Genomic DNA, 20,519 nt, shown 5'->3' with positions numbered 1-20,519 from the left:
CCTGGCCTACGTAGCGCGGAGTACGAGTCCCCGGAGATACGCTGCCTGCCCGGCGTGCTGGAGGTCGTCGGACAGCACGCTGACCAGGCGAACCCCGAGGGTGACGGGTGGGTCCCACGCGTCGTCGACGATACGGTCGAGGTCGGCCTCGCCGAGTCCGGCGACCCAACCCGCCGTCGCCTCGTGCACCGCGTCGTAGTACCCGGTCAGCAGCTCGGCGGAGCCGACCCGGACCGCGTCGACGTCCTCGGGGCGATGCCCGTACCCGATGTCGGCCGCCGGGAGCGGCAGGGCGAACCGGTCCAGCCAGCCCTGCGACGTCCAGAGCTGCTCGGTGCCCATGAGGTCGGCGACGTGATCGTCCTGGACCCGGGTCAGATGCCAGACCAGCCAGGCGATCGTGTTCGCGCCCGGCGCCGGGCTCGCGGCCAGCTGCTCGGCGCTCAAGCCCTCGACGGCCGCGTGCACGACCTCCTGGACGCGGCCGAAGCCGTCGGCCATCACCTCGGCCAGTTTCATCGATTCCCCTTCCGGCGTCTCCCGCCCACGATGCCACCACGAGGTGACCCCTGCCTTGCAACCTTGACTTATATAAGCCCAGGCCGTGATAGTTGCCGGATGCACGCGTTCGACGTCCTGGGGGATCCGGTGCGCCGCCGGATCCTGGAACTGCTGACGGGCGGGGAACTGAGTTCCGGTGACGTGACCGCGGTGGTGCGCGCCGAATTCGGGATCTCGCAGCCCGCGGTCTCCCAGCATCTGCGCGTCCTGCGCGAAAACGGCTTCACCACCGTCCGCGCCGAGGGCACGCGCCGGCTGTACTCGGTGGATCCGGGTCCTCTCAAGGAGATCGACGGCTGGCTGGAGCAGTACCGGCGGTTCTGGACCGGGCCGCTCGACGCGCTCGCCACCGAGATCGCGCGCGGCCGCCGCGAACGGCGGAAGGCCGCCGAGGACTAGGCTCCGCCCATGCGCAAGCAGTGGGGGCGCGCCTTGGTGATCGCCGTCGCGAGTGTCGTCATCGTGCTGGGCCTCGTTTTCGCGGTCACGACGCGGAGCGGGAAACACGACGGTACGCGGTGGCTCTCGGCCGAGCAGGGCCCGCTGATGATGCTGACGACGCCACAGACGCCGTATTACTCCACCGCCGCGCCCGCGCCCACGACACGGCCGACGTTGACCGTCGACAGCGGCTGCCGCGTCGGCCAGGGGCCCGCCACGCTCGACCCGGTCCCCGCGGCCACCACCCGCCGGGTGAACGCCGCCTGGGACCGCGTCGAACGCTGGCTCAAGGCCAAAGCCCCGACGACGGCCGCGACGCTCCGACCGCCCGCGACGATCGAGCGAATCGCCCAGGCCCAACGACAGAGCGGCGTCGCCTTCCCCGCCGAACTCGTCGCCTCCCTGCTGCGGCACGACGGTGTCTCGGGCATCGGCGACAGCTTCGCCCTCCCCCCGTTCCACCATCCGGCCTCCGCGGAAGGCATGGAAAGCCAGGCGAAGGTCATGTGCGACGTGCTGACCTCGAGCGGAGTAGACGACAGCGTCGGTTCCTGGTGGCACGGGCGGTTCGTGCCGATCGCCGTCAACGGCGGTGGCGACGGGCTGTTCCTCGACCAGCGCACCGGGACCGGGCGGCTCGGCGAATGGGACCACGAGGGCTCGGTGAGCTTCGACAGCTGGCCCGCCACCCTGACCGAACTGCTGGAGCAGACCGCGACAGCGCTCGAGACCGGCGGGACGATCATCGGCGGCTACCGGCCGGTCGTCACCGGAAACCGGGCGCTGGACTGGGACTTCCCGCGCTGAGGTGCGCGGGCGCGTCGACTGTCGGACCCCGCCCCTAGAATCGTCCGGGTGGCAGCCCCCGACATCGGTACCTCGGAAGCCCTCGAAACGCTGAACCGCGTTTTCGGCTACGACGACTTCCGCGGCGATCAGCACGCGATCGTCGAACACGTCATCGCAGGCGGTGACGCGCTCGTCCTCATGCCCACCGGCGGCGGCAAGTCGCTGTGCTACCAGATCCCCGCGCTGGTGCGGCCCGGGGTCGGCGTGGTGATCTCACCGCTGATCGCGTTGATGCAGGACCAGGTCGACGCGCTGCGCAACGTCGGCGTGCGCGCGGGTTTCCTCAACTCGACGCAGGACTACGCCGAGCGGAACCGGGTCGAGGCCGCGTTCCTCGCCGGCGAGCTGGACCTGCTGTACCTGGCGCCGGAACGGCTTTCGGTCGAGGCGACCGTCCGGCTGCTCGACCGCGGCAAGATCTCGCTGTTCGCGATCGACGAGGCGCACTGCGTCTCCCAGTGGGGTCACGATTTCCGGCCCGACTACCTGATGCTGTCCGCGGTGCACGAACGCTGGCCGGACGTGCCGAGGATCGCGCTCACCGCGACGGCCACCAAGACGACGCACGCCGAGATCGCGTCCCGGCTCAACCTCGAGGACGCGCGGCACTTCGTCGCGAGCTTCGACCGGCCGAACATCCAGTACCGGATCGTCGGCAAGAACTCACCCCAGCGCCAGCTGCTGGAACTGCTGCGCACCGAACACAAGGGCGACGCGGGGATCGTCTACTGCCTGTCGAGGAACTCCGTGGAGAAGACCGCGGACTTCCTGGTGGAGAACGGGATTCCGGCGGTGCCCTACCACGCCGGGCTGGACGCGCGGACACGCGCGAAACACCAGTCGCGGTTCCTGCGCGAAGACGGGCTGACAGTCGTCGCGACGATCGCTTTCGGCATGGGCATCGACAAACCGGACGTACGGTTCGTCGCCCACCTGGACCTGCCGAAGTCCGTCGAGGGCTACTACCAGGAGACAGGGCGCGCCGGCCGTGACGGACTGCCGTCGACGGCGTGGCTGGCGTACGGCCTCCAGGACGTCGTCCAGCAGCGCAAGATGATCGACATGTCGGAGGGCTCCGAGGCGCACAAGCGGCAGCTGAGCGCCCACCTCAACGCGATGCTGGGGCTGTGCGAGACGGTCGAATGCCGCCGGGTGCAGGTGCTGAGCTATTTCGGGCAGAAGAGCGAGCCGTGCGGCAACTGCGACACGTGCCTGGCGCCGCCGGAGACCTGGGACGGCACGGTTCCGGCGCAGAAGATCCTGTCCACCATCGTCCGGCTGCAGAACGAGCGGCGGCAGAAGTTCGGCGCCGGGCAGATCGTCGACATCCTGCTCGGCAAGACGACGCCGAAGGTGACCCAGCACGGGCACGATTCGCTGAAGGTGTTCGGGATCGGCACGGAGCTGAAGGAGCCCGAGTGGCGGGGCGTGGTCCGGCAGCTGCTGGCGCAGGGGCTCGCCGCGGTCGAGGGCGACTACGGGTCGCTCGTGCTCACCGAAGGCAGCTCGGAGGTGCTCAGCGGGCAGCGGAAGGTCCAGCTGCGGCGTGAGCCGGAGCGGGCGGCCAAGGCCGCGGCCCGGTCGAGTGCGAAGAAGGCGGCTGTCGCCGACATGCCCGCCGAGGCGGCGCCGGTGTTCGAGCTGCTGCGTTCGTGGCGAGCCGCGGCGGCGAAGGAGCAGGGAGTGCCCGCGTACGTGATCTTCCACGACGCGACCCTGCGCCAGATCGCCACCAAACGGCCCGCCACGCTGCAGGAGCTGGGTACGGTCAGCGGCGTCGGTGAGAACAAGCTCGCGAAGTACGGCGAGCAGATCCTCGAGACGCTGGCCGACGCCTAGGACTCGTAAGGGCGGCGCGGCGGCCGACCGGTCATCCCGTCGACCTTGCGCACCGCGCCGTCGATCTTGCCGTGGTACTTGCCCTTGGTCTTTTGGTCGACGAAGGTCGCGGCCTTGTTCACGGCCTTGGAGACCTTCTCGGGGTTCTTGCGCACGTAGGCGCGCACGGCCCCGGCGGTGCCGGCCAGGGCGGTCAACTTCCGCAGTAGAGCCACGATGGTCCCTTTCCTCGGGGTCGTCTGGTTGCCTGCTCAACGACCGGTGGTGGCCCCTGGGTTCCCCGGAGCGCGCCAAATCACTCATTTCGGATATCGGATGTCGGAAAACGGGGCGCGCGAGCGGGGCCGAGGCCGCTAAGTTCGGGCTCATGCGGGATCTTTCGCTGCTTCCCAAGGCCCATCTGCACGTCCACCTCGAAAGCACCATCCGCCCGGACACGCTCCGTGACATCGGGGAGGCGAACGGCATCGCCGTACCCGCCGAACAACCCGTATTCGACGGGTTCCGGGCGTTCGGTGACTACAACGGGCTGTTGCGCTCCTGTCTGCGCAAGCCCGAGGACTTCGAACGGGTGGCGCGCGAGTTCTGCGAAGACCAGGTCGCGGACGGCGTCCGCTACGCCGAGGTCACCTTCACGGCGGCGGCGCACGGTGAGCGGCTGGGCGAGCCGGACATGCCGCTGGCCTCCGTCCTCAAAGGACTTTCCGCGGGCGCGGCCGAGCACGGACTTCACTGGCGGGTGATCCTGGACCATTCGCGCCGCCGGCCGGTCGAACGCGCCCGGCTCACCCTCGACCTCGCCCGCCGCTACACCCGGGACGGGGTGTTCGCGATCGGCCTCGCCGGGGAGGAGAAGTACCCGCTCGCGCCGTTCGCCGGGATCTGCGACGAGGCCGAGGAGGCGGGGCTGCGGCTGATCCACCACGCCGGGGAGGACGCCGGCCCGCCCAGCATCCGCGAAGCGCTCGAGATCGGCCACAGCGAACGGATCGGGCACGGCATCCGGATCCTGGAGGACGTCGCGCTGGTCGCCGAGGTGCGGGAACGCGGCATCGCGCTGGAGGTCTGCCCGTCGTCGAACGTGACGCTCGGGCTCGTGCCGTCGTTCGAAGAGCACCCGCTCCCCCGGCTGGTCGACGCCGGGCTCGTGGTCACCCTCAGCACCGACGTCCCGTCGATCACCGGGACGACGGTGACCGACGAGTTCCTGCGCACGCGGGAGGCGTTCGCCTACGACGACCTCGCGCTCGCCAACCTCGCCCGGGCGTCCGTCGACGCTTCCTACGCGCCCGCCGACCTGAAGCGCTCCATCCACGCCGAGATCGACGCCTGGCTCGCCTGACGGGTGGTTCAGCTCACCCGGTCGGTGGGCCACACAAGTTCTCCACAACCGTCACGTACCGTGGATCCGGTGACCGCTTCGTCCCCTTCGGCACTGGACCTGATGGACCAGTGGCAGCCCCCGCCCAAGAAACGCGGCCCCCGAGGCTGCGTGATGCTCGCGCTCCTGGTCGTGGGCGCCTTGGTGGCCGGTGCCGTCTGGGTCGTGGTCAGCCTCAACGACCGCGAGCCGGTACCGGTCAAACCGGTGTTCACCGTGCCCGCGCTCAGTCCCGCGCCGCGTTCGACGATCCCCGGCGACGCCGGACCGCTGCCCGCCGAGCCCGCGAAGGACGCCTGGATCGCGAAGGTGTCGGAGAACACGGACATCCCTTCGCGCGCGCTGCGGGCGTACGTGAACGCGGCCGAGAAGACCGCGAAGACAGCGCCGCGCTGTGAAATCACCTGGGCGACCATCGCCGGGATCGGCCGGACCGAGTCACAGCACGCCCGCCACGACGGCTCGCGCGCCGGTGAGGACGGCATCGTGACGCCGCCGATCATCGGCATCCCGCTCGACGGCTCCCCCGGTGTGATGGCGGTCGTCGACACCGACAAGGGCGCCCTCGACGGTGACGCGAAATGGGACCGCGCGGTCGGGCCGATGCAGTTCCTGCCCGCCACCTGGAAGCGGTACGGCGTCCGCGCGAGCGGTGACGGCGTCGCGCCGGACCCGCAGAACATCGACGACGCCGCGATGACGACGGCGCGGTACATGTGCGCGAGGGGTGGCGACCTCGGCCAGCCCTCCGGCTGGTGGACCGCGGTGCTGACCTACAACAACTCCACCCAGTACGGGCAGGAAGTGTTCAGCAACGCCGACGCGTACGGGAAAGCGGCGCTGAAGCCGGAACCGGCTCCGCGCTGAGCGCCGCCTAAGCGGGCAGAAGCCTGGTCACCAGCCGGGTCAGCTGGTACACGTTCCGGCATTCGTGCATCTCGACGACCTCCGCATAGGCGTGCGCCTCGGAGTCTCCGGTGGACCACAGCGCCGTCCGCTCGGGGTTGAGCCAGTACGTATGCCTTGCCGCGGAAGCGATCCCGCGCACCGCGGCCAGGTTCGGGTCGCCACCGTTGGTCCTGGCGTCACCGAGGATGAGCATGGACGTCTTGGGGCCGACGGCGTCCGAGTACCGCTCGACGAATTCACCGAGCGCGTGCCCGTAATCGCTGTGCCCGTCCCAGCGCGTCAGCTCGGCGTCGGCAAGGATGCGCGCGCCGAGGTCCTCCGGGTCCGCCGCGCCGGTGTCGACGAGGTGGGTGATCTCGTCGCAGGCGTCGATGAACGCGAACACCCGCACCTTGCTGAACTGATCGCGCAGGGCCTGCACCAGCAGCATGGTGAAGTTCGCGAATCCGGCCACCGAGCCCGACATGTCGCACAGCAGTACGATTTCCGGCCTACCCGGCCGGTGCCTCCGGTACGACGGCCGCATCGGGACACCGCCGGTGGACAGCGAACGCCGCAACGTCCGGCGCAGGTCGATCTGCCCGCGCGCGTGCCGCCGTCTGCGGGCGGCCAGCCGGGTGGCGAGCTTGCGGGACAACGGTTGCACGACCCGTCGGAGTTCGGCGAGTTGCGCGCGGCTGGCGAGCAGGAAGTCGACGCGATCGGCGGCCGGCGGGACGGCGTGCCGCGAAACCCTTTCCCTGCCACGGACTTCCGCCACCCGGCGGCGTGCTTCTGTCCGCACCAGGCCGCGGAAGCCTTCGACGCGACGCCGGACGTCGTCGCGCTCCAGTCTGTCGGTGAAGTCCTCAGGCACGCCCGCGCGGATCGCTTCGAGCACGCGGACCACGAGCGTCTGCGGCTGAAGCCGTTCCAGCGTCTGGTGCGCCGACCAGCCACCGGCACCCGCCGTGCCGCCGTACTCCCCCAGCATGTCGACGGCGAGCCCGGCCAACTGCGTCAGGTCCGTCCGGTCGTTCGCGGCGAGCGCGGTGGCGAGCCGATCGCGTAACGCGGCCAGGTCGTCGACGGGGTCCTGCGTCGGCGCGCCGACGCCGAGCGGGAAGTAGATGTCGAACGTCGCGTCGAACACGGCGCGCTGGCCGCCGCGCCGGACCAGCGCCGCCGCGAGCCCTTCCCGCATCTGCTCGCGGGAGGCCAGGCCCAGCACTTCGAGGGCCGCGGCGGCGTCGACCGTCTCGCTGGGGCCACACGGGATCCCGTGTTCCCGCAACGCTTCCACGAATTCGACGAGCCTGCCCGGCACGCCGCTCACGAGTCGAGGACCTTGCCGAGTTCCAGCCGCGCGTCCGCTTTCACGATGTCGTCCTGGTGCTTGAGGATGACGCCGAGGCTCGCGCGGACGACGTCCTCGCCGAGGCTGTCCGCGCCGAGTGCCAGCAGGGTCCGGGCCCAGTCGATGGTCTCGGCGACCGACGGCGCCTTCCGCAGTTCCATCGCCCGCAGCGCGGTGATCACCTTGACCACCGAAGCCGCGAGCGCGTCGTCGACACCCGGGACCTTGAGCCGCACGATGCGCTGTTCCAGCGCCGCGTCGGGGAAATCGATGTGCAGGAAGAGACAACGCCGCCTGAGCGCCTCGGAAAGTTCCCGCGTCGCGTTCGACGTCAGGACCACGAACGGCTTGCGCCCGGCGGTGATCGTGCCGAGTTCCGGGACGGTGATCTGGAAGTCGCCGAGCACCTCCAGCAGGAGCCCCTCGATCTCGACGTCGGCCTTGTCGGTCTCGTCGATGAGCAGGACGGTCGGCTCGTCGCCCTTGATGGCCGTCAGCAGCGGGCGGGCCAGCAGGAACTCTTCACCGAAGATGTCGTTGCGGGCTTCGTCCCACGTCTCGTCCTTGCCGGCTGTAATCCGGAGAAGCTGCTTCGCGTGGTTCCACTCGTACAGCGCGCGAGACTCGTCGACGCCTTCGTAGCACTGCAACCGCACCAGCCGGGAGCCGCTCGCCTGCGCGACAGCCTTCGCCAGCTCGGTCTTGCCGACCCCCGCGGGGCCCTCGATCAGCAACGGCTTGCCGAGGGCGTCCGCGAGGAACACCGTGGTGGCGACGGCCGCCGAAGCCAGGTAGCCGGTGTCGGCGAGCTTCGCCGTCACGTCTTCGACGGATGTGAAGTACCCGGTCCCAGCCACGCGGCCTCCCAGCTCGATCGCCTACCCGGCCGACTCTACGTCGCGGATCCGCTTGGGCAGCAGGAACCCGACCGCGAAGGTGAGCATCACCATCACAGCGACCACCCAGAACGTCCGCTGGGCGGCGTCGGCCGGGTCGGTGGTCCCGGCGTCGAAGAACACCGTGCCCAGCAGCGCCATCCCCAGCGCGCCGCCGACCTGCTGGAGCGAGGTCAGCGCACCCGACGCCGATCCGGCCTCCGACGGTTCCACTCCGGACAGCGCGATCTCGAAGTACGGCCCCATGATCAGCCCGGATCCGATCCCGACCACCAGCAACGCCGGGGCGAGCTGCCACGGGCCGGTCTCCGGGCCGAGGATCAGCAGCAGAGCCACCACTCCGGCGGCCATGATCAGCGCGCCGATGTGCAGCACCTTGCGGCCGTGTTTGCGCACCACCTGCACCAGGCCCATCCCGACGATCATGCCCAGCGACATCGGCACCCCGGACAGTCCGGCCTTGAGCGGTGAGAAACCGAGTCCGAGCTGCAAGTACAGCGCGAACACGAAGCCGAAGCCGGAGAACGCCGCGAAGTAGATCGTGCCGGTCGCCATCCCGGCGAGGAAGCTGCGCTTGCGGAACAGGCCGGGCTCGATCAGCGGGTCACCGCCGCGACGGCTCTTGCGCTTCTCGAACCAGGCGAACACCCCGAACACCACGACCGCGGCGGCCATCATCGCGAAAATCCACAGCGGCCAGCCGTATTCACGCCCCTGGACGAGCGGGAAGACGATCAGCAGCGCACCGGTGGTGGCGAGCAGCGCGCCGGGGATGTCGAGCTTGAGCGAACCGCCGGGACGCGACTCGGGCAGGAACTTCAGCGCGGCGGCCACGGCAAGCGCGCCGATCGGGAGGTTGATCAGAAAGATCATCCGCCAGCCGGTGCCGAAGAGGTCGGCGTCCACCAGCCAGCCCGCGAGGATCGGGCCGCCGACCGCGGCGAGCCCCATCACCGGCCCGAACATGCCGAACGCGGACTGCAGTTCCTTGCCCGCGAACATCTCCTTCATCATGCCGAGGCCCTGCGGGACCATCGCGGCACCGAACAGACCCTGCACCACCCGCGCGGCGATGATCATCTCGGGGCTCACCGAGACCGCGCAGAGCAGCGAACCGGCGACGAAGCCGATCGCGCCGATCAGGAACATGCGCTTGCGGCCGAAGATGTCGCCGAGCCGTCCGCCGGTGAGCAGGCCGGACACCATCGCGAGGGTGTAGGCGACGCCGAGCCACTGGATCATCGCCGTACCGCCGCCGAGCGAGGCCCGCATGACCGGCCCCGCGATGCTCGTGACCGTCATGTCGAGCAGTTCCATCACCGAGCCGGTCAAGATCACGAACAGCGCGGGCCAGCGCCAGCGGTACTGCTTCTCCGTGAGGGCGTTTTCCGAGGTCACGCCGCTCGGGGTGTCCAGTGTCATCGTCATGGGGACAACGCTAAAGTCAATTCCGGCCACTTTCTGACCGGAATCGGAGCGAACCTGGATTCATGGCGAATACGAGTGCGCGGATGCTGCGGCTGCTGTCCCTTCTGCAGACACACCGCTTCTGGACCGGGATCGAACTGAGCGACAAGCTCGAGGTGAGTGAGCGGACGCTGCGGCGTGACGTCGAGCGGCTCCGCGAGCTGGGCTATCCGGTCAACGCGAGCCGCGGCGTCGCGGGCGGCTACCAGCTGAGGTCGGGCACGGTCATGCCGCCGCTGCTGCTGGACGACGAGGAGGCCGTGGCGATCGCGGTCGGCCTGCGGACGGCGGCGGGCGGTTCGGTGGAGGGCATCGAGGAGACGTCGGTCCGGGCGCTGACGAAGGTCGTCCAGGTGATGCCGCCCCGGCTGCGCAGGCGTGTCGACGCGCTCCAGGCGTACGCGACACCGGCCGCCGTCACCGGTCCCCGGGTCAGCGCCGCCGGCCTGACGGTGATCGCGCAGGCGTGCCGGGACGACGAGCGGCTGAAGTTCGGCTACGCGGCCCGTGACGGCGAGGAGTCCGCGCGGCTGGTCGAGCCGCACCGGCTCGTCTCGCTCGGACGGCGCTGGTACCTGGTGGCGTGGGACCTCGACAGGGTGGACTGGCGCACCTTCCGCGTCGACAGACTCAGCGACCCGCGCACCACCGGCGCCCGCTACCGGCCGCGCGAGATCCCCGGCGGGGACGCGGTCAAGTTCGTCGAGGCCCAGATCAAGGCCAGGCCGACCACGCACACGCTGGTCGTCCGCGTCGAGGCGCCGAAAGCGCGGGTCGAGGCGGCGGTGCGGTACGTCGGCGGCATGCTCGAAGCGATCGACGAGACGTCCTGCCTGCTGAAGATGAACGTCGACACCTTCGACTGGCCCGTGCTGATCCTCGCCGCCATCGGGGCGCCTTTCGAGGTCGAGAGCCCTTGCGCGTTCAAAGATCACCTCGGCGCCCTCGCCACCCTCTTCTCCCGCGCCTCCGGCGGCTAGCATCGGGCCCGTGAGCACCTATGTCGCGGCCGAGGGCCGATACGAGAGCATCCCCTACCGCCGCACCGGGCGCAGCGGCCTGAAGCTGCCCGCGATCTCGCTGGGCCTGTGGCACAACTTCGGGAACGACAAACCGCTGGGCACGCAGCGGGACATCGCGCGGCGCGCGTTCGACCTGGGCATCACCCATTTCGACCTCGCCAACAACTACGGCCCGCCCTACGGTTCGGCCGAGGAGAACTTCGGCAGGCTGCTGGCCTCGGACTTCAAGCCGTACCGCGACGAGCTGGTCGTTTCGACGAAGGCGGGCTACGACATGTGGCCGGGCCCGTACGGCGAATGGGGCTCGCGCAAGTACCTGCTGTCCTCTTTGGACCAGTCGCTCGGCCGGATGGGCCTGGACTACGTCGACATCTTCTACTCGCACCGCTTCGACCCCGAGACGCCGCTCGAAGAGACCGTCGGCGCGCTCGACACCGCCGTCCGCTCCGGACGCGCGCTGTACGTCGGCATCTCGTCGTACTCGTCGGAGAAGACCGCCGAGGCCGCGAGGCTCCTGCGGGAGCTGGGCACGCCGCTGCTGATCCACCAGCCGTCGTACTCGATGTTCAACCGGTGGCTCGAAGGCGACAAGCTGCTCGACACGCTCGAAACCGAAGGCGCGGGCTGCATCGCCTTCTCGCCGTTGGCACAGGGGCTGCTCACCAGCCGCTACCTCGACGGCGTTCCCGACAATTCCCGTGCGGCGCAAGGGAAGTCACTCAACCCGGACACGATCACCGAGAACACCGTCGGCAAGATCCGGGCGCTGAACGAGATCGCGCAGCGCCGTGGCCAGACGCTGGCGCAGCTCGCGCTCGCGTGGGGCCTGCGCGACCCGCGGATGACGTCGGTGCTGATCGGCGCGAGCAGCGTCGCCCAGCTGGAGGACAACGTCGGCGCGCTGAAGAACCTGCACTTCACCAACGAAGAGCTGGCCGAGATCGACCGCTACGCCACCGAAGCCGACATCAACCTGTGGAAGCGGTCGACCGACGGCGTTTGATCGCGCGCAGCACGAGGAAGCCGACGTAGATCGCCGAAAGCAGGAAACCGAACAGGTAGGACAGGACGGAATTGCCGAGGAACATCCCGACGATGACACCCACGATCAGGGTGCCGACGACCAGGATGAGCATCGCGCCGGCCACCCAGCCGAGCACGCTCGCCGGTGTCCAGACGGGCTTCGGTTCGGTTTCACGCTCCATCCGCCCAGTGTGGCCGCCACGTTCGGGGACAGGTCCCGAAAACGCGTTGCCCCATCCGGCTGCGGGACAGAGACTGCGGACATGACGTTCGAGGAGCTGCTCGCCGAAGGAGAGGCCGTCCCGGTCGAAGGCTGGGACTTCTCCTGGTTCGAAGGCCGGGCCACGGAGGAACGGCCGCCGTGGGGCTACTCGCGGCTGCTCGGCGAACGGATGGCGGCGGCTTCGGCGGGGCTGGACCTGCAGACCGGCGGCGGAGAGGTGCTCGCGGGTATCCCGAAACCGCCGCCGGTCCTCGCCGCCACCGAAGGCTGGCCGCCCAACGTCGCGGTGGCGCGGAAAACCCTCGCGCCCCTGGGCGGCGAAGTGGTCGAGGCGGAGCACGACGCGCCTTTGCCCTTTCCCGACGAATCCTTCGACGTGGTGAGCAGCCGCCATCCGATCGAGAACCCGTGGCGGGAGATCGCCCGCGTTCTGCGTCCGGGCGGATCCTTTCTGTCGCAACAGATCAGCGCCGGCACCGTCCGCGAGCTGAAGGAGTTCTTCATCGGCCCGCAGGACTACGGCGACTGGACGCCGGAAGTGCTGCGCGCCGAGGCGGAGGCCGTCGGGCTGCGGGTGGACCGGCTCGAACCGGCGAAACTGCGGATGGAGTTCTTCGACCTCGCCGCGGTCGTCCACTTCCTCCGGAAGGTGATCTGGATCGTGCCGGGGTTCGAAGTGGGCAAGTACCGCGACAGGCTCGCGGAACTCCATCGGATGATCGAGACCGATGGGATGTTCGTCGCGCATTCGCGGCGGGTGCTCGTGGAGGCCGTCAAGCCCGGCGACACGTTCGAGTGATTACCGGCTCGATGTTGCGATTTTCGATATTACGGAACACGTTTCGCAAGTCCTTAAATTGTTGTCACGCCATCGCGCGATTTACACCGAAATATCTTCACCAGACCACATTCAACCAGCAGCGTCGGGCTACGTGATCAATCGAACGCACTCGATGATTTTCGCGGCTTTCGCTCTCGCCCCGCTCCTTCTCACGCCGGGAGCTGCCGCCGCTACAACAGAAGCCACTCACACCGTTACCTTCACCGGCCTCATCGGCAACGCGACTCCCGCGCCGCACTGCGAGCTCAAAACTGGAAACACCTGCCTACGCACTTCAGGAGCCAAGAAAGTTGTCGGCTTCAAGCCGAAAATAACCTGCGCCGAGATCATGGACACCATCTCCTTGACCGGCCAGATGTACGCCGTTGTCGGCGGAACGACAACCGCATACGGTGATGCTCCGACCTCGACTAACGCCGGCCAGGTCTCCGTCGAGAACAAGCAGATCGGATACAACCGCGACGGCACCGGGAACACGGCCTGGTTCGGCAGGGCTTCAGTGAACGCGGTCTGGCGCGGCATTCCCCAAGCCGCGGTCGTGGACAGCCCGACGGCAACTCTTCCGTGCGGGGTATGACATCCTCCCGCAATGAAGGTGACCGACGGATACACGGGATCCGGGAACGTCGTCAGCACCGGCACGCCCAGCTACCTGGTCGAATTCTGGCGCGCCATCGCCGACGACACCGGGCAGGACACTTGGGACGCCGTGGAACACGAACTCACCGAATGCGACGTCCACGACGCACTGCGCTGGGCGCACGAGAACGCGCCCTCCGGCGGGACCGTCCACACCGTGATCTACGCCTGCTACCGGCAACCGGCGGGCTCCCCCGAATCCGACGTCCACCTCCTGCTGGCCGGCTCCGACCCGAGCACGACACCCACCTCGACCACCACGCTCACCTGGCCGACCGCCTGAACTGCTACACGTTCGGGTGATCACCGGCGCGAGATCTTGAGTGGACGCGCTCGTGGGTGCGATACCTGCGGGCGTGTCCAGCTCCGCACCGCGCCAGCTGGCGCTCACCTCCGCCGCCCAGATCCTTGCCATGGGGTTGTGGTTCTCCGCGTCGAGCGTCGTCCCCGCCCTCCGCGCGGAATGGGCGCTCTCCACCCAGGGCACCGTCCTGCTCACCGCTTCGGTGCAGGTCGGCTTCGCGGTGGGAGCGCTGGTGTCGGCCGTCGCCAACCTCGCGGACCGGCTCCGGCCCGAGCGGCTGCTGGCCGCGAGCGCCGCGACGGGCGCCGTGCTGACGTTGCTCTTTCCGTTGTGCGGCAACCAGTTCTGGCTCGCGGTGGCGCTGCGGTTCGGCACCGGGGTGGCGCTGGCCGGGGTCTATCCGGTCGGGATGAAGATCGTCGTCTCGTGGTTCCCGAACAGCCGGGGTCTCGCGCTCGGTGTGCTGCTGGCCGTGCTCTTCGTCCGCGTCGGCCCGGCCGCCCGGCGCTCGCCGCCGTGGGAGCCGAGATATCTGCTCACGATGGCGCGCGATCGGCGCCAGCGGCTGATCGCGTTCGGCTACTTCGGCCACATGTGGGAGCTCTACGCGTTCTGGACCTGGATCCCGGCCTACGCGGCCGCCGCGTCGAAGACTTCGCCGGGCACGGTGAGCCTGCTCGCGTTCACCGTCATCGGTGTCGGCGGGGCGATCGGTTGCCTGCTCGGCGGAGCGCTCTCGGACCGGTTCGGGCGGATCGACGTCGCGCTCGTGGCGCTGGCCGTCAGTGGGGCGTGCTGCCTGGTCTCGGTCTCCGTCTTCGGCGCTCACCCCGTGGTGCTGGGCACGCTGCTGGGCGTGGTCGCCATGGCGCGGCTCAGGTCCCATGACCCGCTCCCAGAGATGTCCCGAGCGCCACGCTTGAGACGTTGAGTGTCCCGGGCGTGGCGCTCGGGACACGAGCACCTAGCGCGGCGGATTCCTCGGTGAGGGCAGATGTGAGGTATCGGGGAACATGTGGAGCGCGCGCAGGGCGGCGCCGAGTTCGGCGATGTCGGCCGGGTCGGTCAGCGAACGGCCCAGTTCCTCGGAGATCCGCTTCAACCGGTGCCGGATCGTGTTGGGGTGGCAGAACATCCGCTCCGACGTCAGTTTCGTCGAGCCCTGGCATTCGAACCACGCCCGCAACGTCAGCAGCAGCACGTTCCGGTCGTCGCCGGGCAGGTCCAGGATCGGCCGCAGCACGTGGTGCGCGAGCTGCACCGACGCCTCCGGCGCGCTGGCGACGAGGCCGGCGAGCGGGGATTCGTTGAACTGCACCATTCCCGTCGTCCCCGGCAGCATGCTGGAGAGCGCGACCCGCGCCAGGTGCAGGGCGCGGGAGGTGTTCCCGAGACCGGTGAACACCGGGCTGACGCCGATCCGGCCGATCTGGTCTTCCCGCAGCAGCTCGATGATCACTTGGGACGCCGACGGGTCCCGCATGGACACGACGCCGACCTGCAGGTCGGGGGTGAGCCGCCAGGCGGACGCGTGATGCCGGTCGCGGAGCCGGTTTTCTATCTGGGGCAACGGTTCGTGCCCGACGCGCGGGGTCTCCGCCGCGACGACGACGTAGGTCCCGTCGAGCGAGAGTTCCAGCACGCGCGCGATGTCCCACAGCGTGCCTTCGGTGGCCGCGCCGCCGGCGAACAGCGCCTCGACCAACGCGGAACGCCTGCTTTGGTGCGCCAGCATGACTTCGGCGGTGGTGTCGCGGTAGGTCGTCGTCAGCGCTTCGGCGTAGTCGTCGATCAGCGCCCAGATCGCCGACGTCGCGGCGACGAGGCCGCGGAGGTCCTGCTGCTCACCCGAAGCGGTCAGTTCGACGAACCGGTTCCACACCTCGGTGAGCCCGATCCGGTACGCCCGTAGGAGTTCCGGCAGCGGCGCGCCCTGCAACGCCCGTGCGCGGCCGGTCGCCCGCGCCTGCGCGAGGTCGGGTTCCCCGGTACCGCGCAGGGTCCGCATGACGTATTCGAGGTTGTTCCGCACCGAAGTCCGCAGTTCGGCGAGGGTGACGAACTGCGCGTCGTGGTACACCGGCATTTCCGCGCGGATCTGCTCGACGGTGGTCTCGATGACGCCGGGCAGCTGCTTTTCGACCTCGACGGCCAGCTCGGCGACGATGACGGCCGAGCCTTCGCGGAGCACGGTTCGGTAGTGCATGGACGTCCTCCGGGCAGGGACACCTCGTCGAGCCCCTGGGGACGTCATCTAACACGACTCACCCGGAAGTGGCCTGTCGAAGCCACATGGGCCCGCCGGTGCGGTGAAAAATCGGGATTCTCACCGCACCGGCGGAATTTCACATCTTCGCGGCCGCGCTCTTGATGGCTTCGCGGATCCGGAAGTAGGTACCACACCGGCAGACGTTCTGGATCGCGTCGATCTCGGCGTCCGTCGGGTTCTTCGTCTTCTTCAGCAGCGCCACCGCGGCCATGATCTGCCCCGGCTGACAGTAGCCGCACTGCGCGACGTCCTGCTCCAGCCAGGCCTCCTGCACCGGGTGCAGGTCCTCACCGTCGGCGAGGCCTTCGATGGTGGTGATGTCCTTGCCCGAGCAGTCGGACACCGGCGTCACGCACGGGTTGAAGGCCTCACCGTCGAGGTGGCTGGTGCAGGCCTTGCAGACGTTGATCCCGCAGCCGTACTTCGGGCCGCGGACGCCGAGCTTGTCCCGCAGCGCCCACAGCGTGGGCAGATCCGCGGGCGCGTCGACGGTGACGGTCTTCCCGTTCACCGTGAAGGTGTAATTGGGCATCGGAACTCCTTGACGGGGAAGGAAAGTCAGCGGGGGAAGGGTTCGAAGTCGACCGGGAAGTTGATCGGGAAGCTGCGCGGTTTGATCCCGGTGGCCCGCGCGTAGGCGTTCCCGATCGCGCCGACCGGCGCGGGCACGCCGAGTTCCCCGGCGCCGCCGATCTCGCCCGTCTCCGGCATCACGTGCACTTTGACGTCCATCGGCGAGTTCTTCTGCCGCGCGTAGTGGAACTGCGAGTAGCTGCCCTCCAGCGGGAGCCCCTTGTCGATGTGCAGTCCCGCCGTCAGCGTCGTGGAGATACCGTCGGTCAGGCCGCCGAGCATCTGCGCCTCGATCCCGCGCGGGTTGATCGGCTTGCCGACGTCGACGGCGATGGTCGCCTTGGTGACACGCGGGTTCTTCGGGTCGCGGGCGTCCATTTCGACCAGGCAGGCGGTGTACGACTTGTACTCGCCGTGCACGGCGACACCCTGCGCGAAGCCCTTGGGCATCTTCTTGCCCCACTCGCCGAGTTCGGCGACCTTGTCCAGCACGGCGCGCTGCCGGTCGTTCTTGATGAACTCGCGCCGGAACGCCACCGGGTCCTTGCCGAGCTTCGCGGCGATCTCGTCGACCATGATCTCTTCCGCGCCGCGGGTGCTCGACGAGTACACCGACCGCCAGGCGCCGGTGTGGAAGTCCACCGGGACTTCGTTGAGCAGCTGCGTGGTGACGCCGAAGTTGTACGGCGACTTCACCGTCAGCAGGAACACCGTCTGCGCGAAGCTCAGGTTCCCGCCGACAGGCAGTTGCGCGGCGAAGGCGGTGAGGACCTCGCCGAGCCCGTGGCCCCAGTCGGTCTCGACGCTGGCGACCCGGTGTTCGAAGGTCAGGACCTGGCCCAGCGCGAAGGTGGCGCGGATCTTGTGGTGGCTCGCGGCGCGGGCGCGGCCGTGGCGCATGTCGTCGACGCGGCTCCACATCAGCCGCACCGGCCGCTTCATCGCCTTCGAGATCCGCGCGGCTTCGATCGCGCCGTCGGAGAACAGGCGACGGCCGAACGAGCCGCCCGCCTGCTGGACGTGCACGATGACCTTGTTGGCGGGCAGGCCGAGTTCCGCCGCGATGTTCTGCTTGGCGAGGATTGGGACCTTCATTCCCGACCAGATGGTCGCGCCGTCCTCGCGGACGTCGGCGACCGCCGAGTTGGTCTCCAGCGGCGCGTGGCTCGCGAAGGCGAAGTCGAACTCGCCGTCGACGTACTGGGTCAGCAGCGGCGGCACGACGAACGGCAGCGCCGCGGCCTGCAGCTTCTTCTTGATCGTCGCGTTGTTCTCGCCGTCGACGGTGCCGCTGTTCCAGGTGACGTCGAGGGCGTTCTTGCCGTCGAGCGCCTGGCCGAAGGTCTCGGCCAGCACCGCGACCCCGGTCTTGATGACGGCGATGTCGAGGATGCCCGGCATCGCGCGGACGGCGGCCTCGTTGTTGACCTTCTTGACCGTGCCGTTGATCGTCGGCGGGCGCCGGACCATGGCCGGCTTCGCACCGGGGATGTCCAGGTCGAGCGTGTACTTCAGCTGCCCGGTGACCATCGCGCGGGCGTCCTTGCGCGATTGCGGCGTGCCGACCAGCTGGTGCGAGGACTCGGCTTTCGGGGTCGCGGTGAGCTTGCCGAGGTCGGCGCGGGCGGCGGGCCGGGACAGCGCGCCGTAGTCCATCCGGCGGCCGTCGGGCGCGATCACCGCGCCATCCCTTGTGGACAGCCGATCGGCCTTGGCACCCCACTGCTTCGCGGCCGTGGCGACCAGGCGGGCCCGAGCGGCGGCGGCCGCGGTCCGCACCGGGGTGTAGAGCGAACGCATCGTGTTCGAGCCGCCGGTCAGCTGGTTGAACAGCAGTTCCGGGCGGGCGTCGGAGAGCACGACGTCGACGCGGTCGAGCGACAGGTCCAGCTCCTCGGCGACCAGCATCGCGTTCGCCGTCGTGATGCCCTGCCCGACCTCGGTCCGCGGCAGTTCCAGCCGCACCCGGCCGTCTTCGCGGACTTCGAGCACGAGCAGACCGGCGGTGGGGGCGTTCGAAAGGATCAGGACATCGCCGAGGTCGAGGATCTCGGCCGGGCCGGGCAGGGTCGGGATGACGGCTTCGGCCTCTTCGGGCGCGACGGTGTCGATACCGATCTTCGTGGCGATCGTGAGGGTGGGCGCCGCGACGAGGAAGGTCAGGAACCGGCGGCGGCCGACGCCGCCGGGGTCCTGACCCTCAGCTGTGGTGGGACTGGCCATCGGGAAGATCCCTTCGAGAGCGCGCGGTGAAGGCGGGGACCCTCGCGCGGCCTGGGGTTGGATGGCGACACGCTAGGCATCGGCATTCGGCCTAGTCAACGCGGAGTAGTCGTGTCAGCCCATCTGTGTGACGAGGTGACAGCGAAGGGCCCCGAATGTGTGACGCGCCACAGCCGGGGTCAGATGGAGTCGCGCTCCCGGCCCGCTTCGAGCAGGTCTTCGCGGGCGCGGGCGATCCGGGAACGCACGGTGCCGACCGGGCAGCCGCAGATCTCTGCGGCCTCGGCGTAGGAAAGCCCCAGCACCTGGGTGAGGACGAGGACTTCGCGCCGCTCCGGGTCGAGTCCGTCGAGCAGCATCCGCAGCTCCACGAGGTCTTCGAAGCCCGCGACACCTTCCGCCTGACGAGCGCCGCGACGCTCGGCGGTGGCTTCCCAGTCGACGTCGGCGAGTTTCGGACGGGCCGAAGCCGCCCGGATGCGGTCGACGACCACGCGGCGCGCGATCGACAGGAGCCAGGTCCGCGAGGACGACCGGCCGGCGAACCGGCGCAGGCTGCCGAACGCGCGCAGGTACGTCTCCTGGGTGAGATCGTCGGCTGCGCCGACGTCGGCGAGGTGCGCGACGAAGCGCCAGACATCGGCCTGAGTGGCACGCACCCAGTCCTCGAGCGCCCGCCGGTCGCCGCGGGCTGCGGCGAGAGCGAGCCCGGTCACCCGCTCGTCGTCGTGGTTGCGCGCCCCGGCCATACGAGAAACGTAGCAGCGTCCCGGGAACCGGGGCAGGCCCGCGCCCGACAAGTGAGACGTGAAGTGCGAGACCTGCCGCGAGGCCCTGTCGGCCCGGCTCGACGGCGAAACCGAACCCGCCCCGCCCGAGGTGGTCGACCGGCACGTGACCGGCTGCGCCGCCTGCCGGTCGTGGCTCGCGCGCGCCGAGCGGCTGCACCGGACGATGCTGTTGCGCCCGGCTCCCCCGGTCCCGGACCTCACCGCCGTCATCCTGGAACGCACCCCCGCCCCGCCGAGCGAGGGCTGGCCCGCCAGGATCGCCCTCGCCGTGGTCGCGATCGCGCAGCTCGGCCTCGCCTTCGCCCAGCTGCTGGGCGTCGAAGACCACACCGCGGGCCACGGCACGGAATCCCTGATCGGGCACCTTTCCCATGAGAGCAGCGCCTGGAACCTCGCCGTCGGCCTCGGGCTCGGCTGGGCGGCCTTCCGCACGAAGGCCGCGGCCGGGCAGCTGCCGGCGCTGACCGGTTTCGTCGCGCTGCTCCTGGCCTTGTCGGCGGGCGACCTCGTCACGGGCCAGGTCACCGCCGGGCGCGTGCTCACCCACGGCCTGGTCGTCGCGGGAGTGCTGTTGCTGTACGTGGTCAATCGGCAGCACCGCCTGCGCGACCGCCCGAGCCCCGCGACGACGGCCGACACCTCGGACGGCTACCCCACTGAAGCGGGCCACGAGACCGGCGAAGCCCCCGAGCGGCCCCGCCAGCACAGGGGTTTCCGGCGTCCGGCGAGCCGTCACGTCGCCTGACCCGGACTTCACCGACTTGGTCCAGCTTGGTCTAGACCATTGCCGGTCACTGGGAGCACGTGCCCGGATACCGGGTGATTCACCGGATTTCACGCGCGGCGTGCGCGGATCGCGGCCTGAGCACGGTTATCGTCGCCAGGGAGCCACCGAATGTAAACCTTCTTGCCCTTTTCGGGCCGGACCCGGA

At 69.5% G+C, this 20,519-nt stretch carries 22 protein-coding genes; 12 read left to right on the top strand and 10 right to left on the bottom strand.

Features of this window, described 5'->3' with window-relative positions:
- Positions 1–6 precede the first annotated feature (6 nt).
- Complete coding sequence (locus ACFOSH_RS05745; RefSeq protein WP_378237620.1) at positions 7–519, bottom strand: mycothiol transferase; 513 nt, start codon at positions 517–519, stop codon at positions 7–9.
- 99 nt (positions 520–618) lie between these two features.
- Here ACFOSH_RS05745 and ACFOSH_RS05740 point away from each other — a divergent pair, with 99 nt between their 5' ends.
- From ACFOSH_RS05740 to recQ, 3 genes are read left to right on the top strand one after another with little or no spacing between them, the layout of a single operon-like run.
- The gene (locus tag ACFOSH_RS05740) at positions 619–960 is read left to right on the top strand and encodes an ArsR/SmtB family transcription factor (RefSeq protein ID WP_378237619.1); all 342 of its coding nucleotides are present in this window, start codon (positions 619–621) and stop codon (positions 958–960) included.
- Positions 961–969: 9 nt separating this feature from the next.
- Positions 970–1,809 (top strand): SMI1/KNR4 family protein, encoded by an 840-nt coding sequence (locus ACFOSH_RS05735; RefSeq protein ID WP_378237618.1) that lies wholly within the window; start codon positions 970–972, stop codon positions 1,807–1,809.
- A gap of 48 nt (positions 1,810–1,857) precedes the next feature.
- Complete coding sequence (gene recQ / locus ACFOSH_RS05730) at positions 1,858–3,690, top strand: DNA helicase RecQ (RefSeq protein ID WP_378237617.1); 1,833 nt, start codon at positions 1,858–1,860, stop codon at positions 3,688–3,690.
- Here recQ and ACFOSH_RS05725 read toward each other — a convergent pair.
- The gene (locus ACFOSH_RS05725; RefSeq protein WP_378237616.1) at positions 3,687–3,905 is read right to left on the bottom strand and encodes an antitoxin; all 219 of its coding nucleotides are present in this window, start codon (positions 3,903–3,905) and stop codon (positions 3,687–3,689) included. The two genes, recQ and ACFOSH_RS05725, sit on opposite strands and share 4 nt — an antisense overlap.
- A 152-nt stretch (positions 3,906–4,057) precedes the next feature.
- Between ACFOSH_RS05725 and add the strand changes: the two genes are divergently transcribed.
- Together add and ACFOSH_RS05715 are read left to right on the top strand one after the other, a co-directional pair.
- Positions 4,058–5,032: an adenosine deaminase gene (gene add / locus ACFOSH_RS05720; protein ID WP_378237614.1), complete on the top strand. Its 975-nt coding sequence runs from the start codon at positions 4,058–4,060 to the stop codon at positions 5,030–5,032.
- Between the two features lie 69 nt (positions 5,033–5,101).
- Positions 5,102–5,938 carry a lytic murein transglycosylase gene (locus ACFOSH_RS05715; protein WP_378237613.1) on the top strand — a complete coding sequence of 279 codons (837 nt, stop codon included), beginning with the start codon at positions 5,102–5,104 and terminating at the stop codon, positions 5,936–5,938.
- 7 nt (positions 5,939–5,945) lie between these two features.
- Here the strand turns inward: ACFOSH_RS05715 and ACFOSH_RS05710 are convergent, their stop codons facing one another.
- Genes ACFOSH_RS05710 through ACFOSH_RS05700 form a run of 3 tightly spaced genes read right to left on the bottom strand, consistent with a single transcriptional unit; the run spans position 5,946 to position 9,640 of the window.
- On the bottom strand, positions 5,946–7,295 hold the full coding sequence (locus ACFOSH_RS05710; RefSeq protein WP_378237612.1) for a vWA domain-containing protein: 1,350 nt from the start codon (positions 7,293–7,295) through the stop codon (positions 5,946–5,948).
- Positions 7,292–8,173: an AAA family ATPase gene (locus ACFOSH_RS05705; RefSeq protein ID WP_378237611.1), complete on the bottom strand. Its 882-nt coding sequence runs from the start codon at positions 8,171–8,173 to the stop codon at positions 7,292–7,294. The genes ACFOSH_RS05710 and ACFOSH_RS05705 overlap by 4 nt, the downstream gene beginning before the upstream one ends.
- A gap of 21 nt (positions 8,174–8,194) precedes the next feature.
- Positions 8,195–9,640 (bottom strand): MFS transporter, encoded by a 1,446-nt coding sequence (locus tag ACFOSH_RS05700; protein WP_378237610.1) that lies wholly within the window; start codon positions 9,638–9,640, stop codon positions 8,195–8,197.
- A 62-nt stretch (positions 9,641–9,702) separates the two neighbouring features.
- Here ACFOSH_RS05700 and ACFOSH_RS05695 point away from each other — a divergent pair, with 62 nt between their 5' ends.
- Both ACFOSH_RS05695 and mgrA read left to right on the top strand, forming a co-directional pair.
- Positions 9,703–10,659, top strand: a complete 957-nt coding sequence (locus ACFOSH_RS05695; RefSeq protein WP_378237609.1) for a helix-turn-helix transcriptional regulator — start codon at positions 9,703–9,705, stop codon at positions 10,657–10,659.
- A gap of 10 nt (positions 10,660–10,669) precedes the next feature.
- Entirely contained in the window at positions 10,670–11,704 is a 1,035-nt protein-coding gene (gene mgrA / locus ACFOSH_RS05690; RefSeq protein WP_378237608.1) for an L-glyceraldehyde 3-phosphate reductase, read from the top strand.
- Here mgrA and ACFOSH_RS05685 read toward each other — a convergent pair.
- Positions 11,670–11,906, bottom strand: coding sequence for a hypothetical protein (locus ACFOSH_RS05685; protein ID WP_378237607.1), 237 nt, complete (start codon positions 11,904–11,906; stop codon positions 11,670–11,672). The two genes, mgrA and ACFOSH_RS05685, sit on opposite strands and share 35 nt — an antisense overlap.
- Positions 11,907–11,987: 81 nt before the next feature.
- On the opposite strand from ACFOSH_RS05685, the gene ACFOSH_RS05680 reads away from it, so the two are divergent.
- From ACFOSH_RS05680 to ACFOSH_RS05665, 4 genes are all read left to right on the top strand, one after another.
- Positions 11,988–12,746: a class I SAM-dependent methyltransferase gene (locus ACFOSH_RS05680; protein ID WP_378237606.1), complete on the top strand. Its 759-nt coding sequence runs from the start codon at positions 11,988–11,990 to the stop codon at positions 12,744–12,746.
- Positions 12,747–12,879: 133 nt separating this feature from the next.
- On the top strand, positions 12,880–13,365 hold the full coding sequence (locus ACFOSH_RS05675; RefSeq protein ID WP_378237605.1) for a hypothetical protein: 486 nt from the start codon (positions 12,880–12,882) through the stop codon (positions 13,363–13,365).
- Between the two features lie 12 nt (positions 13,366–13,377).
- Complete coding sequence (locus ACFOSH_RS05670; RefSeq protein WP_378237604.1) at positions 13,378–13,710, top strand: hypothetical protein; 333 nt, start codon at positions 13,378–13,380, stop codon at positions 13,708–13,710.
- Positions 13,711–13,783: 73 nt separating this feature from the next.
- The gene (locus ACFOSH_RS05665; RefSeq protein WP_378237603.1) at positions 13,784–14,662 is read left to right on the top strand and encodes an MFS transporter; all 879 of its coding nucleotides are present in this window, start codon (positions 13,784–13,786) and stop codon (positions 14,660–14,662) included.
- Between the two features lie 33 nt (positions 14,663–14,695).
- Here the strand turns inward: ACFOSH_RS05665 and ACFOSH_RS05660 are convergent, their stop codons facing one another.
- From ACFOSH_RS05660 to sigC, 4 genes are all read right to left on the bottom strand, one after another.
- Entirely contained in the window at positions 14,696–15,937 is a 1,242-nt protein-coding gene (locus ACFOSH_RS05660; RefSeq protein WP_378237602.1) for a PucR family transcriptional regulator, read from the bottom strand.
- A gap of 139 nt (positions 15,938–16,076) precedes the next feature.
- Complete coding sequence (locus ACFOSH_RS05655) at positions 16,077–16,532, bottom strand: (2Fe-2S)-binding protein (protein WP_378237601.1); 456 nt, start codon at positions 16,530–16,532, stop codon at positions 16,077–16,079.
- 26 nt (positions 16,533–16,558) lie between these two features.
- Positions 16,559–18,796: a xanthine dehydrogenase family protein molybdopterin-binding subunit gene (locus ACFOSH_RS05650; protein WP_378237600.1), complete on the bottom strand. Its 2,238-nt coding sequence runs from the start codon at positions 18,794–18,796 to the stop codon at positions 16,559–16,561.
- A gap of 179 nt (positions 18,797–18,975) precedes the next feature.
- Positions 18,976–19,545 (bottom strand): RNA polymerase sigma factor SigC, encoded by a 570-nt coding sequence (sigC, locus tag ACFOSH_RS05645; protein WP_378237599.1) that lies wholly within the window; start codon positions 19,543–19,545, stop codon positions 18,976–18,978.
- A 58-nt stretch (positions 19,546–19,603) separates the two neighbouring features.
- Here sigC and ACFOSH_RS05640 point away from each other — a divergent pair, with 58 nt between their 5' ends.
- Positions 19,604–20,332 carry a zf-HC2 domain-containing protein gene (locus tag ACFOSH_RS05640; RefSeq protein WP_378237598.1) on the top strand — a complete coding sequence of 243 codons (729 nt, stop codon included), beginning with the start codon at positions 19,604–19,606 and terminating at the stop codon, positions 20,330–20,332.
- Positions 20,333–20,519: the final 187 nt, after the last annotated feature.

Source organism: Amycolatopsis speibonae, assembly GCF_042647925.1.
GTDB lineage: Bacteria > Actinomycetota > Actinomycetes > Mycobacteriales > Pseudonocardiaceae > Amycolatopsis > Amycolatopsis speibonae.
Note: the sequence above shows the minus strand (reverse complement) of the source record. Positions and strands in the feature narration are given on the sequence as shown.

What these genes read in the sequence shown, in the direction of transcription:
- ACFOSH_RS05745 (WP_378237620.1), bottom strand. Translation starts at nt 519, where the DNA reads ATGAAACTGGCCGAGGTGATGGCCGACGGCTTCGGCCGCGTCCAGGAG.
- ACFOSH_RS05740 (WP_378237619.1), top strand. Translation starts at nt 619, where the DNA reads ATGCACGCGTTCGACGTCCTGGGGGATCCGGTGCGCCGCCGGATCCTG.
- ACFOSH_RS05735 (WP_378237618.1), top strand. Translation starts at nt 970, where the DNA reads ATGCGCAAGCAGTGGGGGCGCGCCTTGGTGATCGCCGTCGCGAGTGTC.
- add (WP_378237614.1), top strand. Translation starts at nt 4,058, where the DNA reads ATGCGGGATCTTTCGCTGCTTCCCAAGGCCCATCTGCACGTCCACCTC.
- ACFOSH_RS05700 (WP_378237610.1), bottom strand. Translation starts at nt 9,640, where the DNA reads ATGACGATGACACTGGACACCCCGAGCGGCGTGACCTCGGAAAACGCC.
- ACFOSH_RS05695 (WP_378237609.1), top strand. Translation starts at nt 9,703, where the DNA reads ATGGCGAATACGAGTGCGCGGATGCTGCGGCTGCTGTCCCTTCTGCAG.
- ACFOSH_RS05685 (WP_378237607.1), bottom strand. Translation starts at nt 11,906, where the DNA reads ATGGAGCGTGAAACCGAACCGAAGCCCGTCTGGACACCGGCGAGCGTG.
- ACFOSH_RS05680 (WP_378237606.1), top strand. Translation starts at nt 11,988, where the DNA reads ATGACGTTCGAGGAGCTGCTCGCCGAAGGAGAGGCCGTCCCGGTCGAA.
- ACFOSH_RS05670 (WP_378237604.1), top strand. Translation starts at nt 13,378, where the DNA reads ATGAAGGTGACCGACGGATACACGGGATCCGGGAACGTCGTCAGCACC.
- ACFOSH_RS05660 (WP_378237602.1), bottom strand. Translation starts at nt 15,937, where the DNA reads ATGCACTACCGAACCGTGCTCCGCGAAGGCTCGGCCGTCATCGTCGCC.
- ACFOSH_RS05655 (WP_378237601.1), bottom strand. Translation starts at nt 16,532, where the DNA reads ATGCCCAATTACACCTTCACGGTGAACGGGAAGACCGTCACCGTCGAC.
- ACFOSH_RS05650 (WP_378237600.1), bottom strand. Translation starts at nt 18,796, where the DNA reads ATGGCCAGTCCCACCACAGCTGAGGGTCAGGACCCCGGCGGCGTCGGC.
- sigC (WP_378237599.1), bottom strand. Translation starts at nt 19,545, where the DNA reads ATGGCCGGGGCGCGCAACCACGACGACGAGCGGGTGACCGGGCTCGCT.